The organism is Dyadobacter sp. CY323 (assembly GCF_021390245.1).
In the GTDB taxonomy this organism is placed as follows: Bacteria; Bacteroidota; Bacteroidia; order Cytophagales; family Spirosomataceae; genus Dyadobacter.
On record NZ_JAJUXH010000025.1, the window covers coordinates 1 to 15346 of the forward strand.

Here is a 15346-nt window from a genome sequence, read left to right on the forward strand (position 1 = left end):
CTTTAAAAACTCATCAGTCAACAAATCTTCTGGTCTCATAAACTGTGTTTTGTTAAAAGTAAAAAATCGGAGTTACAAACCCCGATTTAAACTTTACACAGATTTTGAGATAGTGTCCACTTTTTTCACATCACATCTCACTTTTCACATCTCACATCTCACTTTCCACATCTCACATCTCACTTTCCACATCTCACATCTCACTTTCCACATCTCACACCTAACCCCTATTTCAAACTCGCTTCCTGATGTTCTTTAACAAACTTTTTCTCACCGGCCGCGATGGGGATGAGTAGGTGATTTTCCGCTGGCGGAATGGGGCAATTGTATCCGTCGCTGTATGCACAATATGGGTTGTATGCTTTGTTGAAGTCCAGAACGTAGGTATTGTTCTTGATGTCAGTCGTTTTCATATCGATATAACGGCCACCGCCATATGAATCGACTCCGTTGGTTTTATCTTTGAAAGGGACAAAAAGGTAATCCTTGTATTTTGCCAGTTGCTGCAGACTGAGGCTTCGGTATACATTCAGCTTTTGCTTTTTGCCATTCACCCGGAATTTCAACGTGCCATATTTTACGTAGGTTTTATTAACGCCGCTATACGTGGGCATTTCAAAAGATTGGCCACGACTTTTTTCAAACTTTGCCACCACCCGATAGGCAGAGTCCGGCTCGTAGAATTGAAGAAAAGGGAGATCCGCTTTTTTCAGCGGGGAGTTTTCGGAATGCAAAAATTCCTTTTTGTAATTGTCCCGAAACGCCAGCGTTTCCCTGGAAAAATCCTGGGCACAGGTAAATGCGATTGGGAAAAGTAGTGACAGCAGTGTGTTGATAATGTACTTCATATTTGATAAAAGTAAAATCCGGTAACGTAATTACCGGATTTTTTTAATTAATGCGCCGGTATTTTACGAATTTTTGATTCGTCGATGTTAAAATGTTTTACTACCGCATTGTAATCATTGAAATCTACTGAGCCACCTGTACGTGCCGCAAAATCAGATGGAACAATGACTACTCTGAAAGTCTGGTTCTTTGTCCATTCATCTGCCAGTGTCGTCAGATCTACATTACCATCCAGAAAGACCGAAAAGTCGTTTTTGGTCTGGTCGAAGTTGTAAGTCAGCAACCCACCGGACGTAAAATAGGCAGTTTGTGGCAGCAAACGGTACGCTTTCATAGTTGTTCCACCGGTTGGCACGTCATTCCAGTGAACGTACACCAATACCGCATCCGATTCCAGAACAGTCACTTTCGCGTCTGCGTAATTCAGGCCGTATTCAAATTTATTGGCTGCGGTGAAATTTACATTTATTAAATCAAAAGTCGTGCCTGTAACGTCTATGCTACCTCCCTCAGGTCCCGGAGGTCCTTCGGGACCCTGGCAACCTTGAAAAAGCGCTACGAGAACGAGCAGCAGGGGGATGAGTTTTTTGTTCATGATTTGCTAAAATTAAATGAGAATTGAATTGAGATTTGTTTTTAGATTGAAATGCAATTATAAAGTTTAATCCCAGTCGGCCGTTAACTTTCATTAACTAAATGTCCCGCCACGATTCTTCTGAATAACATAGTCTGGAACTCAGACTTCCTGTATTTTATTGCTTTCATTCACAGTATAATAATTTGCGTTGCTAAAAGATAGATGTTACATTTCAGCGTAAACAAGCATTTTTTAACATATTTAAATAAACCGTCATGATTAACCGTAAAGCAACAGCCGTCTGGAAGGGTACAGGAAAAGAAGGATCTGGTACGATCAGCACTCAAAGTACTGTTTTGGAAAATACGCAATATTCATTCAATACCCGTTTTGCAGAAGGTAAAGGAACAAATCCTGAGGAGCTCATTGCAGCAGCCCACGCGGGATGTTTTGCCATGAAGCTGAGCTTTGAATTGAATGCAGCCGGTTTTACTGCCGATGAATTGAATGCAACCGCTACTGTTTCACTGGATCCGGCAAAAGGCCAGGTGGTAAAAAGCGCCATTGAACTTACGGCAACAATCCCGGATATCTCTGCGGATCAATTTGCACAGATTGCGGATAAGGCTAAAAAGGAATGTCCGATTTCACAGTTGCTGAATGCAGAGATCACGCTAAACGCTACTTTGGCCTAGTTTCCTGACTGTCGTGGTTGCCGCGGTCGCGGTCGCTGCCGTCGCCGTTCGCCGCCGTCGTTGGTGTTGTCACCAACGACCGCCGCGGACCGCCGTCGACCGCCGCGGACCACCAACTACCGCCGTTGCGACATCATTGTTGTTGGTGACAACACCAACAACGGCCGTTAGGCCTAAATAAACAGGTCGCTCGCGATGCGATCTGCGAAAAGCTTCCCGGATTCTGTCAGTATCAACGTCTCTGAATCCTCCCGAATCCAGCCGAAATCCTTTATCTTTTCGAGCTCGGTCCGCTGGGTAGAAAAAAACTTTCCTTCGGATAGCAGTTCCAGTTTGTCTTTATTAACGCCCCATTTGGTTCTCAGGCCAGTCAGCACATATTCATTCGTTTGGTCGGCAGCAGACAAAATTTCCAAAGTCGCCGGAATCACATTTTCATGAATTGCTTGAAGGTATTTCGCATTGTTTGCGACGTTAAATGCTCGGCTAATGCCATTATATGAATGCGCGCTGGGGCCGACACCGAGGTAGGGGCGCTGTTTCCAGTATGAGCTGTTATGCCGGCTATATTGCTCGTTCCTTGCAAAATTGGAGATCTCATATTGTTCGAAACCATTCTCGGCCAGGGTTTTCACGAGTATCTCAAATTGCTGCGCAGCAAATTCTTCGTCGATTGGTTTAATTTTCTTTTTCTTTAACCAGCTCCCAAATGCGGTTTGCGGCTCGATGGTAAGACAATAGGCCGAAATGTGCGACACATTCAGCGAAAATGCTTTTTGCAGATCACCATGAAGGATACTATGGTCCGGTGCCGGAATGGCGTAAATCAAGTCAATGGAAATATTTTTAATCCCTATGTTGCGAGCTGTGTTTACACAATTTTCAGCTTCAAAAGCAGAATGGATACGGTTTAAGAAAGTCAGGTGGGCGTCGTTAAAACTCTGGATCCCGATACTTAGCCGGTTTATTCCGGCGTCGAAGAGTTGTTGTAATTTCGTCTCGCTGAGATCGTCCGGATTCGCTTCCAAGGTGAATTCGGGATCGGAAATGACTTCAAAATGCTGCCGGATCGTTTGCAATATCAATTCCAGTTCGGACCGGTCCAGCATGGATGGGGTCCCGCCTCCGAAATAGACCGTTTCAATAGGTGCAGCGGAAAGGTACGTTTTCTGCAAAACGATTTCGCGTGCTATCGCTTCAACAATAGCACGCTTATTCGCAATATTGGTACTGAAATGGAAATCACAATAATGGCAAGCTTGTCTGCAAAAGGGAATATGAATGTATAGATGCATTACCTGGAATTTTTCTGCCACTCCCAGCCGATTTTCACACCAGCCCAGAGGTTATCTTTTGGAGCGCCGTTATAGTAACGGTTTCCGAATGCATTCAGGTCATAACCCAGGCTGTAAATGCCCGCATTCACTTTTTCGGCGGAGGCAGAAAGTTCGCTGTAAAAATGTTGTCCCCAGCTTTTCTTCCAGCTCACCCTTGCAATCCACTGGTTATAAGGTGTGTTTTTCACGGTGTTCGCATCATTTAAATAAAACGAACCACCATGCTGATAGGTAACGAATGCAGAAAATCCATATCTGAATAATGCATCAAGCCCCGAAGTTTGAGAAAACCGCGGGATTCCGGGGATCAGTTTTCCACTCAGGTCTACTTCCGCAGACTGGAAGTTTTCAAATGTGTATTTGGTATACGTTCCGGTATTCCACAGTTTCAGCATAACAATGGAACGCGGATCTGAAATGATGTCGTAAGCGACACTCCACTCCATTCCTTTTTGCTTCGTTTTTCCTGCATTAATAAAGAATTCCGCGCCTCCCTCGTTGGTCCGTCGTACGATTGTTTCCCGTAGTCCGAAGTGATAAAGGCTGAGTTCACCGGTGATGCGTTTGCCGGTTCTGCGGATACCTACTTCGGTATTTGCACCTTTTTCAGCTTCCAGGTCCTTTCTGAAACCACCTGCGGATGGTCTGACTTCCTGCAAAGTTGGGGGAGAGAAACCTCCGCTGTAAGACGCTACAACCGCCCAGTTTTTTGCAATAACCTTGTTTGCGGCGAATCGGGGGGTAAATATTCCATCAAAGGTTTTTTGGTCTTTATTATATGGAAGTTCGAAAAAGCGCTCGTATTTATATTTGGACGTATTGTAGCTTACTCCTGCACTTAATGTTAAATCGGTAAAGAAAACAGCTTCAATCTGGCTGAAAATGGATAAGTTGGTGGTTCGCAGATCTTCTACAGTTTGCTGTTCGCCTGGCAAGCCACCTTCATTCTCATAGTTTCTCTGGGCCGATTTTCCATACTGCCATTCAAAACCGCTGGTCCAGTTTGTTTTAATACCACCGATTTGTGAACGGTTTTGCCAGATATTTCTTCCGCCAATGCCATTTTCATCACGCTTTTCATAATTGGTAATGAAGGGGTTCGCAAAATCGGTGTATGTCAGGTAAAGTGCGGTCGATTGTGTCCAGCTGTCTGAAAGGGGAAGTGTCAGATTTCCCCCTAGCAATGCCAGTTTTGAATAAATAGCCGCATGCTGAATTTCGCTTCCGGGAACGGTTGGCGTCGGCTGACGGGCAAGTTTTGGATTTGTCTGATATTGGGCCAGGTTGATACCTCCGGGAGTTTTGTAATAAAGGTCGGAATACATTCCCAGTAAGGATAATGTCGCTTTTTCGCCGATTTTAGAGGATGAAGTAAAACGTATCGCATCACGCGCCATGGAACTGTGGTTGCGGTAACCATCCTGCTCACTATGTCCATATTGCACGGAAATATCTCCTAGCTGAATGGTGGAATTCCGGCTTTGAAATCCGTATTTCCCAAAACTCACACTTTGCTCGATCCTATTTTGAGCTGCATTGTCTGAATGACTCTGCAAAAGTACTACGCCACCCGTACCTGCTCCATATATGCTGCTTCCCGGGCCTTTGATGATCTCCATACCCTGCACTGCGCTGTAATCCAATGAATTGAGAGGGGTATTGCCGCTCGCATCGGTAAATGGAATGCCGTTCCAGTAGAACTTTACATTTCTCACACCAAATGGGGAACGGATAAGACTGCCGCGCACGGAAAAACGGTAACTGCCCGGCGAGCGCTCCTCCATTTTTACGCCCGGGATGGTGCTCACCGCATTGGCCCAGGTATTGGTGGAAAACCGCTCTAATGTTCTGGAAGTGAGCAGGCCAATGGTTGCAGTGGTGGTGAGAGGATCCGCTTTTGATTCAAATGCATTTACAGTGATCTCATTCAAATCGCGCGCTTGAAGGGTATCTGTTTCTGTTTGCGTTAATCCTGTTTGCGCGAATCCCGGATTAGTAAGAACTAGAAACGACGATAAAAGGCCAGGAATGGAAAATTTCAACATAGAGATTAAACAAATGTCAATAAAGTACAACTTCACTTATAAGCAACCGATTCGGTCAGGCTACTTGCAATTTAACCCTACATACCAAGTCGAAGTTCAAATTGTGATCCTTGAGTATTAAATTCTACAAACAGGCTTGTTTGCCGCGTATAGTGACCTGGTAAGATTTTTGTATGTATACGTTTGTAAATGAATTTGAACTAAAGATTATACCAAACAAGAACCAAGACTATGAAAAAGATCACTTGGATGGTGTCAACCATCATGTTAATGGGCGCACTTACTTTCACAAGCTGTTCAGAAAAAACAAAAGACTCTGCCAACGAGACCGTTGAAGAGGCCAAAGATGACATGGAGGATAATGTAGCTGACGCGAAAGCGGACATAAAAGAAGCCGGAAACGACTTCGAAGCTAAGGTTAAAGAAGATAAGGCCTCATTGAAAGAGGATATCGATGATGCAGTGGCAAAATTGGACCGGAAGATTGAAGAGGCTGACGCCAAAATGGACAAAGCTGCTGCCAATGAAAAAGAGAAATGGAGAGATCGCAAAGCAGAATTGAACAAAGAAAAGGATGAACTTAAAGCTTCATGGAAAGAAGTAGAGAATGAAACTGCAGATAAATGGGATTCATTCAAAGCCAAAACTCAGGAAAAAATAGCAAAAGCCAAGGCTGAAATAAAAGACTAAGGATTATAAAATAGGGTTAGAAATTTGGAAAAATGCTCCTTCTGGGAGCATTTTTTTATCTTCTGGGTAGATGGATTTCCGTCATCATACATCTGGCAGAGCCGCCGCCATTGCTTTCAATCACCGATAGTTCCGTGTGCACGATTCGCGCATAATCGCTCAGGACCTGTTTCTGTTGTTTCGTGAGAGATTCGTTAGCTTGTGTAGACATCACCAGGAACTTGTCACCGAGTTTATTTCTCACCATCAGCATGTTACCCGCGAAACGAAGTACCTGGTCAAAAGTGATTTCTACAATGTATTTGTTTGTTTCTTCCAGCGCAGCCCGCACCAGCTGTCTTTCATCAGGATCTTTAATGGCATCCAGGCACACCACCGCGAAAATATCCCCGATGCACATGAGGACATTGGTATGATAAATCGGTTTGCCGTTTTCATCCGAGGCAGAAAATGCGATGATTTCATATCCCAGCGCATCGGCAAATGCATGAAGCGGTTCCAGATGGGTGCGCGGCGAAAGGCACGCATAAGCGATTTTATATCTCCGGTCGAAAACCATGCTTCCGGTGCCTTCCAGAAATTTGTCTTGTTCCTCAAAATAGGTCAGGTCGATGATTTCTTCGACTTTGAAATCTTTTCCGAGCGCCTCGATGATTTCCGGGCGCCGTTCAGTGCGCCGGTTTTCTGCCATCATCGGATATAATACAACTTTGCCGCTTTGATGGAACGATACCCAGTTGTTGGAAAAAACAGCGTCCGGGCTCAATACTTCTTCGGTATCTTCAAAAATGGAAAGATCCAGCCCTACGCGTTCGAGCTGATCAACCATCAGATCAAATTCCTCCTTTGCCAGTTGATGCGTTTGTTTGAGACTATTTTCAAGATCCTCCTTCTGAAATTCGTTGCTCTCGGCAGTTTGTGCATTAAAGCCAAATTTAACCGGCCTGATCATCATGATCCGGGACGTGGATTGCGGCTGAATCTGTGCAGATGAGGTAATAATTCGCATAGGAGTTGGTTTTAGATTGACTTGGTAAGTCTTAAGACTAGTCAAGTCCTGGTCTAATTTACGATTTTAAAATTCGCGCAGCAACGGCATGCTCATACAATGTGACCCGCCACGCGCGCGGGATAGTTCTGCGGAAGGAAGCATAATGAACGTATCCGTCAAATTGTCTGGCGAAAGCTCCCCTGTTTCAAACTTTTCCAGCAGATCCCGTGCACTAATGGCATTGAAACCTTCCCGGCGAAAAGCCTCTAATGTCTTGTCATTTCGATCGTATCCGATGACGACACCATCTCTTAATGCCAGTAAATTGCAGGAGTCGGTCCATTGTTCGCGCTCGCCATATGGAAATTCATTTCCGCCCGAATAAATAAAACGAACGGGTTCTGTACTTCCCAAATCTTCGGTGCTCACTTCTGCCAATAAATCTTCCAGGTTTTCTATTTCCCGGGGTTGCTGTTCGCTTCCTTTCCTGAACTGGAGAATGCGGAATTCCTTATTACTATCTGTGGATGCGAAAAAATGCAGCACATCCTTTTTCCTAGCCTCGTCACCCACTCTCGCCAGGGATCCGAGCAAAACCCAAATATTCTTTTTTACCTGTGTAAATATGGTGTCAATGTGCATATAGTCCCTTTTTTTAGGGATTTTGATGATTGAGATCTTTTCAACCACATTCTTTTCAAACAGGATTTTCATAACCTGCTGCGCCGCATATAAAGATGTTCTTTCGCTGCACCCGATCAGCAAATGGTTCGGTGCTACCATCATCACGTCTCCACCTTCTAACGTACAACGCTGAAAATCACTGGCTTTTTCGTCATCGGGCAATAAAAAATGCCGTTCATTTTCAGGTATTTCAATGAGGTTTTTGCGGATATGTGCAAAAAGGGGATGGTAAAAAAATACAAATTGGGCCAGAATGGATTCGCGGGTCCGGGCTGTTTTGGCAGGTTTGTTGAGCAGAATATGGTCATTGATTACGATCCCGATATCTCTTGTGAAAATCAGGTTTGGCACCGGCGCGAAAAGCATCCGTTCATCCGAGTAGGAACCGGAGATGAATATCTTGGCCAGCTCATTCGGATCGTAGGTATTTAATTCTTCCTGAATGTGGTAGGGGCATCGCTCGATCCCACAAATGGCCGAAGTCAGCTTCACCCGCGTCTGGTCGTCTTGAAGGATTTCACTTAATAACCGCTGAATTTCGACTACGCGGTCAGAGGAGAAATAATTTTCGGATCCCGGGATGTAGAAAGATCTTCCGCGGTCTTTGTCAATTTCGCTCAGCCTTCCCTTAATTTTCTCAGGATCAAGAAAATACAGGAGTATTTTGACGTAGAAATCGTATTCATCTCGTCGCATCGTATCGAGGTGTACAATGTCTTCAAACAGCCAATCCTGGGCTTTACTCGGTACGACTTTACCTAATCCACGATCGGGACTGTGAATAAGGAGCCTTTTCAGCGTGCCCGTTTCGGACGATACTTGAATAGGAAAATCGGATGATGGGTTTGTTGTCATGAATGAAGTGTTGAAAAACCGTAGCCCGCAAAGTAAATGTTTCTTTTTTAATAAAACAGGGTTCAGTACAACTGCCTGGTGCTGTGACTATTTCATTTATAAATATGGAATGAACGGGAACAAGGCGTCTTTTAAAAAGGTTGTAGAATATATGTGGTTCACGCATTTGGGCGTTTTGCTTCATTTTCTTTTACGGGCAAAGCGTGTTACTTTTGCGGTAAATTTCCACGAACTATATTCTAAGTATAAAATCAATTATGCTCTCTATTAATGACTTACGTGCCTCAGTTGAAGGTAAGGAAATATTAAAAGGCATCAACCTGGAAGTGAAGCCGGGTGAAGTGCACGCGATAATGGGGCCAAACGGTTCGGGAAAAAGTACCTTGGCGTCGGTTTTGGCAGGCAGAGAGGAATATGAAGTTACTGGAGGAAATGTAATCTTTGACGGTAAAGAGATATTGGAAATGGCACCCGAAGAAAGGGCTGCGCAGGGTATCTTCCTTGCGTTTCAATATCCGGTAGAAATTCCAGGTGTAACAACCATCAACTTTCTTAAGACAGCGGTTAATGAAATCCGCAAGTATAGAGGTGAAAGCCCGCTGGACGCTGCGCAGTTCCTGAAAATGGTTCGCGAAAAAGCCAAGTTGGTGAGTATGAACGACTCTCTTCTGAAAAGAGCTTTAAATGAAGGATTTTCGGGTGGTGAGAAGAAAAGGAATGAAATTTTCCAGATGGCCGTTCTTGAACCTAAGCTGGCTATCTTGGATGAGACCGATTCAGGTCTGGATATAGATGCTTTACGGATTGTAGCAGAAGGAGTTAACTCACTTCGTTCGCCCGATCGTGCAGCGATTGTTGTGACCCATTATCAGCGTTTGCTCGACTACATCGTACCCGATTTTGTTCATGTTCTTTACAAAGGCAGGATCGTGAAGTCCGGCCCGAAAGAGCTGGCTTTGGAGCTGGAAGAAAAGGGTTATGATTGGATCAAGGCAGAAGTTGAAGCAGTAAGTTAAGTATCAATTACGTATCAATGAGTACCGAAACAATAGATTTAAAAACCAGGCTGATCACCGATTTTCACGCTCGTGAATCGGTAATGAATGGCGAGGCTTCTTCGGAATTTCACCAGAAAAAGCGTGCTGCATTAGCCGAGTTTGACCGGTTGGGCTTCCCGACTATTCGTCATGAAGAATGGAAGTACAGCAATGTAAAAGATCTGATAAGTGCTTCGTATAACTTTGGAGCGGAAGGTTCAGTAGGTTTTGCGGAACTGGAAGACCTGAAAATTCCTGAGCAGGATGCGAACATTGTTTATTTTGTGAACGGACATTATTCCGCCGAGCTTTCCAGATTTGTTTCTTCTCAAACCGAAATTACAATAAGCTCTCTTTCAGAAGCCTACAAAAAAACTCCGGCACTGGTCACTTCTTATTTCGATGAGCTGACAAAAGGCGGGCAGGATGCATTTACTGCTTTGAATACGGCATTTGCCCAGGATGGTATTTTTATTCATGTTCCTGATAATCAGTCGGTAACCCATCCTGTTATTCTTCGTTTTGTAAGTGACGCAAGAGTTCAGAATGTGGGGAGCCAGCCTCGTAACATTATTGCAGTGGGCCGGAATTCATCGTTGAAACTGGCGGAGGCTTTCAGGACATTGGGTACAGAAAGATCATTTACAAATGCGGTTACTGAGATTTATGTGGGCGAAGATGCAAATGTAGAGTACTATAAAGTACAAAATGAGAGCGACAATGCCTATCACATCGGTACCACACAGGTGCGCATGTCAGATCGTTCCCATTTTTATGCGGGAACTGTCACATTGAATGGGCGTTTTACCAGAAATAACCTGAACATTGTGCTTGACGGTGAACGTTGTGATGCACATATGTATGGACTTTATTTCCCTGATGGCACGCAGCATGTTGATAATCATACAGTAGCCGATCATTGCAAGCCCAACTCGGAAAGTAACGAGTTATATAAAGGAATTTTGAGGGATAGGGCGAAAGGTGTTTTCAACGGAAAGATCTTTGTTCGTCCCGATGCCCAGAAAACGAATGCATTTCAATCCTGCAAAAACATCGTTCTCTCACCGGATGCAACGATGAACACCAAGCCGCAACTTGAGATATTTGCGGATGATGTGAAATGTTCTCATGGAACGACAACCGGCCAGATTGATGAGGAAGCATTGTTTTATATGCGTTCCCGGGGGATTTCCCGGCCCGAGGCAATGGCGCTGTTAATGTATGCATTTTGTGCGGACGTGGTTTCTCAGATTAAGATCGATTCCATAAGAGAATATCTCGAAGGTGTGATCGCGAAAAAATTGGCATCCTGAAATACCCGGCTTGTCCGGCAACTATTTATTGCAACCCAACCTATGCGGCCCAACCTTCAATTCTTTGGGTTGGGTTTTTTTCTAAAATATGATTTCCGATGAGCAATACTCTTGATATAAATTCAATACGGAATGATTTTCCGATCTTAAACGAAGTGGTGAATGGAAGGCCGCTGGTGTATTTCGATAATGCGGCAACTACTCAGAAACCCAGACTGGTACTCGATGCATTGTCGGGCTATTACGAGCATTATAATGCCAACATTCACAGGGGAATACATCATCTAGCTGAAAAGGCGACTTCTGCTTTTGAGCAATCGAGGAAGCGTTTACAAGCGTTTCTGAACGCGGAGTTTTCTGAGGAAATCATTTTTACTTATGGCACAACCGATGGTATTAACCTGGTCGCATCCAGTTACGGGAGGGCATTTTTGAAGGCAGGGGACGAAGTGATTATCTCGACCATGGAGCATCATTCCAACATTGTTCCGTGGCAAATGCTTTGTGAGGAAAAAGGGTGCATTTTAAAAGTTATCCCCATTAACGATGACGGCGAGATCCTGATGGACGAGTATGAAAAGCTGCTAACAGAACGGACCAAATTTGTTTCTGTGGTACATGTTTCAAATTCATTGGGTACGATTAATCCTATTAAAGAGATTATCGAAAAAGCACATGCTGTTGGCGCAAAGGTCTTAATTGACGGCGCACAAGCCAGTTCTCACCTGGAAATTGACGTGCAGGATTTGAATTGTGACTTTTACACTTTGTCATTACATAAGATCTACGGGCCAACCGGAATGGGCATTTTGTATGGCAAGAGAGATTTACTGAACGCGATGCCGCCTTACCGCGGGGGCGGGGAGATGATTAAAGAAGTGACGTTTGAAAAAACCACTTACAACGAGCTGCCATATAAATTCGAAGCCGGTACGCCTAATATTGCGGATGTAGTAGCTGCGAAATATGCATTGGATTATGTCGATAATTTGGGCAAAACCAATATCGCAGCTTATGAAAATGAGCTTTTGAAATATGCGACGGAGGCAGTTAGTGAAATTGCCGGTCTGAGGATCATTGGTAAGGCCAAAAACAAGGTTAGCGTTCTTTCTTTTGTGATTGATGGCGTTCATCATCAGGATATCGGCGTGCTTTTGGATCAGCAGGGAATCGCCGTCCGTACGGGTCACCATTGTACACAACCCTTAATGAACCGATTCAATATCACCGGAACCTCACGTGCATCTTTTGCTGTTTATAATACGATCGAAGAAATTGACAAGCTCGTCGTGGGCCTTCATAAGGTGAAGAAAATGCTTGGATAATTTTTCTTAAATTGACCCAGCCAGGTTCTACATATAAACCAAACTATATACACATATGCCCAACACAGTACAGGAAGCAAAGCGTTATCTAGATAATGCGAAGGAGATTTTAAGAGAAAAGGCTAAGAAGGAAGATGGTTTTTATCATGACAAAAAGTATGTGAAGTTAGCAGGACATGCCGCGTATACAGGGGTTCTGGTTGCGTTAGATGCTTTGTTTGAGAATAAAAACAAAGGTCGCAAAAATGTTGAATGGTATTTAGAAAAAATAGGAAGGATGGATAGAAAGGCTTTGGCTTCTTTCAATGCCGCCTATGATACGCTTCACTTAGCAATGGGCTACGACGGCAATACTGCCGCTGATGTTTCGACAGCCGGAATAAAACTTGCTGAATCACTTATTAATTGGGTTGAGACAAGAACGACCGTTGTGTAATTATAAACACCGTTGGATAATTTAGAATCAATGACGATAAACGAGATACAGGACGAACTAATTTCGGATTTTGAATTGTTTGATGATTGGGAGAGCAAGTACGAGTACATTATAGATCTCGGAAAGCAGTTTCCCCCTCTTGAAGAACAATACAAAACCGAAGAAAATATTATTAAAGGTTGCCAGTCCAGAGTTTGGCTCAATGCTTATATGGACGGGGAGCTTTTGAAATTTGAGGCGGATAGTGATGCCATTATCGTTCGGGGATTGGTGAGTATGCTTGTCAAAGTGTTATCTGGCCATACTCCTGAAGAAATAGCGATGGCCGATCTATATTTCATGGAGAGGATCGGACTACACCAACATCTTGCACAGACGAGATCGAATGGATTGGCGGCGATGTTGAAACAAATGAAAGCGTACGGTTTTGCTTTTCAGGCCAAATCGATCAATGTATAAGGATTAATTTTTAGTCGAAAATGTCAGAATCAGAATTAAAGGAAGAAGTAGTAAAAGCCATTAAAACCGTATATGACCCGGAGATCCCGGTCGATGTGTACGAGCTGGGACTGATTTACGACTTGAAGGTTTTTCCGGTAAATAATGTATTTGTATCAATGACCCTGACATCTCCTTCCTGCCCATCCGCCGGCACATTACCGGGAGAAGTAGAACAGAAAATCAGAGAAGTGGAAGGTGTAAATGACGTAAGCGTCGAACTCACTTTCGATCCGCCATATACCACCGAAATGATGTCGGAAGAGGCAAAACTGGAACTGGGTTTCATGTAGATGACTTTGGCTATCGATAGTATAAGCGAAAATAAAAGGCTAAAAGCTAACTGCTAAAAGCTCCAAGACAAACAATAACTTTAAACAATAAAGAATATGTATCCACCACAATTAGTGGCTCCGATGAAAGCCGAATTGGTAAATGCAGGTTTTCAGGATCTGACATCGGCCGAGGAAGTTGATAACTTCATGCAAAATACAAAAGGTACTGCGTTGGTAGTGATCAATTCAGTATGTGGTTGTGCGGCAGGAGCTGCACGTCCGGGAGTGAGAGCTGCATTGTCACGCAGCGAAATTAAGCCAGATCATCTTGCTACTGTTTTTGCTGGCGCAGATCTGGAAGCTACTGCTAAAATGCGTGAGTATACCTTGCCATACCCACCTTCGTCACCTGCGGTTGCGCTTTTCAAAGACGGTGAGTTGATCCATTTCGTTGAGCGTCACCACATTGAAGGACGTTCTGCGGAAATGATCGCACAGCATTTGCAAATGGCATTCGAAGAATTTTGCGCTGAGGAAGCATAATCCTTTCGGCTTCCATTACTAATACGGCTACTTTCGATAACTTTGAAAGTAGCCGTCTCTTTTAGATACTTTCAACTACGTTCACATGCGAGGACATCTTTTTTCAAAATATATTCCGCCGGAGCAAAATGCGAACAGCAAGTTTGACCAGCTTTTTGACATTTTTCAGCAGTTGTTATTAATGACTTCCGGAGATGTGAGTGAGGCCATGTCCTGGCTCAGCGAATTGGACCGTCAATATACACTCACCAATGATTCGTATGGGATCGGCGATTTTTTTGATGATCTGAAAAAGAAAGGATACATCACCGAAGAAAAAGAAGACGGAAAAAGTCGGATCGTGATGACGCCGAAAGCAGAGAAAAGCATTCGTAAAAGTGCTTTGGATGAGATCTTCGGAAAGTTGAAGCGATCAAAAACCGGCGGCAATCACCATACGCCCTATATGGGAGTGGGAGATGAACTGAGCAGCGATATTCGTGATTTTCAGTTTGGCGATACGCTCGACCAGATTGCCATGACGGAATCCATTAAGAATGCGCAGGTAAATCACGGGATCGGCGATTTTATGCTGATGGAAAACGACCTGGAAGTGGTTGAGCGTGAGCAAAAAACGACTACCGCGACGGTCGTGATGATCGACATCAGCCATTCCATGATCTTATACGGAGAGGACCGCATTACGCCTGCTAAAAAGGTAGCACTGGCATTAGCCGAGCTGATCCGGAGCAAATATCCAAAAGATTCATTGGACATCATTGTGTTTGGAAATGATGCCTGGCAGATTCAGATCAAGGATTTACCGTATCTGGAAGTGGGGCCTTATCATACCAACACAGTGGCCGGCCTCGAACTTGCGATGGATATTCTTCGGCGCAAAAAGACCCGTAACAAACAGATTTTCATGATTACCGACGGAAAACCGACTTGTTTAAAAGAAGGTATCCGGTATTACAAAAATAGTTTCGGGTTAGATCGGAAGATCATCAATAAAACACTGACACTTGCCGCGCAATGCCGCAAGCTGGATATTCCGGTCACAACCTTTATGATTGCGACCGATCCTTATTTGAAGCAATTTGTTCAAAACTTCACTCAGGTGAACAATGGGCGTGCGTATTATAGCAATTTGCAGGGTTTGGGAGGTTTTGTTTTAGAAGACTTTCAACGCAACCGCAGAAAAAACGTCAAGTAAG

16 protein-coding genes are annotated in these 15346 nt (G+C 44.0%); 10 read left to right on the forward strand and 6 right to left on the reverse strand.

What is annotated here, in order from left to right; genetic code table 11:
• Positions 1-227: 227 nt before the first annotated feature.
• Together LZG72_RS25665 and LZG72_RS25670 are read right to left on the reverse strand one after the other, a co-directional pair.
• A complete protein-coding gene (locus tag LZG72_RS25665) occupies positions 228-848 on the reverse strand; it encodes a DUF1684 domain-containing protein (RefSeq protein WP_233878007.1) in 621 nt (206 codons plus the stop codon).
• Between the two features lie 47 nt (positions 849-895).
• Positions 896-1444: a hypothetical protein gene (locus LZG72_RS25670; RefSeq protein WP_233878008.1), complete on the reverse strand. Its 549-nt coding sequence runs from the start codon at positions 1442-1444 to the stop codon at positions 896-898.
• Positions 1445-1701: 257 nt separating this feature from the next.
• On the opposite strand from LZG72_RS25670, the gene LZG72_RS25675 reads away from it, so the two are divergent.
• Complete coding sequence (locus LZG72_RS25675; protein WP_233878009.1) at positions 1702-2121, forward strand: OsmC family protein; 420 nt, start codon at positions 1702-1704, stop codon at positions 2119-2121.
• Between the two features lie 173 nt (positions 2122-2294).
• Here the strand turns inward: LZG72_RS25675 and hemW are convergent, their stop codons facing one another.
• Positions 2295-3416, reverse strand: a complete 1122-nt coding sequence (hemW, locus tag LZG72_RS25680) for a radical SAM family heme chaperone HemW (protein ID WP_233878010.1) — start codon at positions 3414-3416, stop codon at positions 2295-2297.
• On the reverse strand, positions 3416-5503 hold the full coding sequence (locus LZG72_RS25685) for a TonB-dependent receptor (RefSeq protein ID WP_233878011.1): 2088 nt from the start codon (positions 5501-5503) through the stop codon (positions 3416-3418). Before LZG72_RS25685 ends, hemW begins: the two co-directional genes overlap by 1 nt.
• A 231-nt stretch (positions 5504-5734) precedes the next feature.
• On the opposite strand from LZG72_RS25685, the gene LZG72_RS25690 reads away from it, so the two are divergent.
• Positions 5735-6193 carry a hypothetical protein gene (locus tag LZG72_RS25690; RefSeq protein ID WP_233878012.1) on the forward strand — a complete coding sequence of 153 codons (459 nt, stop codon included), beginning with the start codon at positions 5735-5737 and terminating at the stop codon, positions 6191-6193.
• 55 nt (positions 6194-6248) lie between these two features.
• Here the strand turns inward: LZG72_RS25690 and ctlX are convergent, their stop codons facing one another.
• Positions 6249-7202 (reverse strand): citrulline utilization hydrolase CtlX, encoded by a 954-nt coding sequence (ctlX, locus tag LZG72_RS25695; RefSeq protein WP_233878013.1) that lies wholly within the window; start codon positions 7200-7202, stop codon positions 6249-6251.
• A gap of 66 nt (positions 7203-7268) precedes the next feature.
• A complete protein-coding gene (locus LZG72_RS25700; protein ID WP_233878014.1) occupies positions 7269-8723 on the reverse strand; it encodes an arginine deiminase family protein in 1455 nt (484 codons plus the stop codon).
• A gap of 257 nt (positions 8724-8980) precedes the next feature.
• On the opposite strand from LZG72_RS25700, the gene sufC reads away from it, so the two are divergent.
• The 8 genes from sufC (at position 8981) to LZG72_RS25740 (ending at position 15345) form a co-directional block, all read left to right on the forward strand.
• Complete coding sequence (gene sufC / locus LZG72_RS25705; RefSeq protein ID WP_233878015.1) at positions 8981-9739, forward strand: Fe-S cluster assembly ATPase SufC; 759 nt, start codon at positions 8981-8983, stop codon at positions 9737-9739.
• Positions 9740-9756: 17 nt separating this feature from the next.
• Complete coding sequence (gene sufD, locus LZG72_RS25710; RefSeq protein WP_233878016.1) at positions 9757-11073, forward strand: Fe-S cluster assembly protein SufD; 1317 nt, start codon at positions 9757-9759, stop codon at positions 11071-11073.
• Positions 11074-11171: 98 nt separating this feature from the next.
• Entirely contained in the window at positions 11172-12398 is a 1227-nt protein-coding gene (locus LZG72_RS25715; protein WP_233878017.1) for a cysteine desulfurase, read from the forward strand.
• 55 nt (positions 12399-12453) lie between these two features.
• Entirely contained in the window at positions 12454-12834 is a 381-nt protein-coding gene (locus LZG72_RS25720; protein ID WP_233878018.1) for a DUF5618 family protein, read from the forward strand.
• 30 nt (positions 12835-12864) lie between these two features.
• Positions 12865-13293 carry a SufE family protein gene (locus LZG72_RS25725; protein ID WP_233878019.1) on the forward strand — a complete coding sequence of 143 codons (429 nt, stop codon included), beginning with the start codon at positions 12865-12867 and terminating at the stop codon, positions 13291-13293.
• A gap of 20 nt (positions 13294-13313) precedes the next feature.
• A complete protein-coding gene (locus tag LZG72_RS25730) occupies positions 13314-13625 on the forward strand; it encodes an SUF system Fe-S cluster assembly protein (RefSeq protein ID WP_204660150.1) in 312 nt (103 codons plus the stop codon).
• Between the two features lie 96 nt (positions 13626-13721).
• Positions 13722-14150 carry a BrxA/BrxB family bacilliredoxin gene (locus tag LZG72_RS25735; protein ID WP_233878020.1) on the forward strand — a complete coding sequence of 143 codons (429 nt, stop codon included), beginning with the start codon at positions 13722-13724 and terminating at the stop codon, positions 14148-14150.
• An 85-nt stretch (positions 14151-14235) separates the two neighbouring features.
• Positions 14236-15345: a VWA domain-containing protein gene (locus LZG72_RS25740; protein WP_233878021.1), complete on the forward strand. Its 1110-nt coding sequence runs from the start codon at positions 14236-14238 to the stop codon at positions 15343-15345.
• Position 15346: the final 1 nt, after the last annotated feature.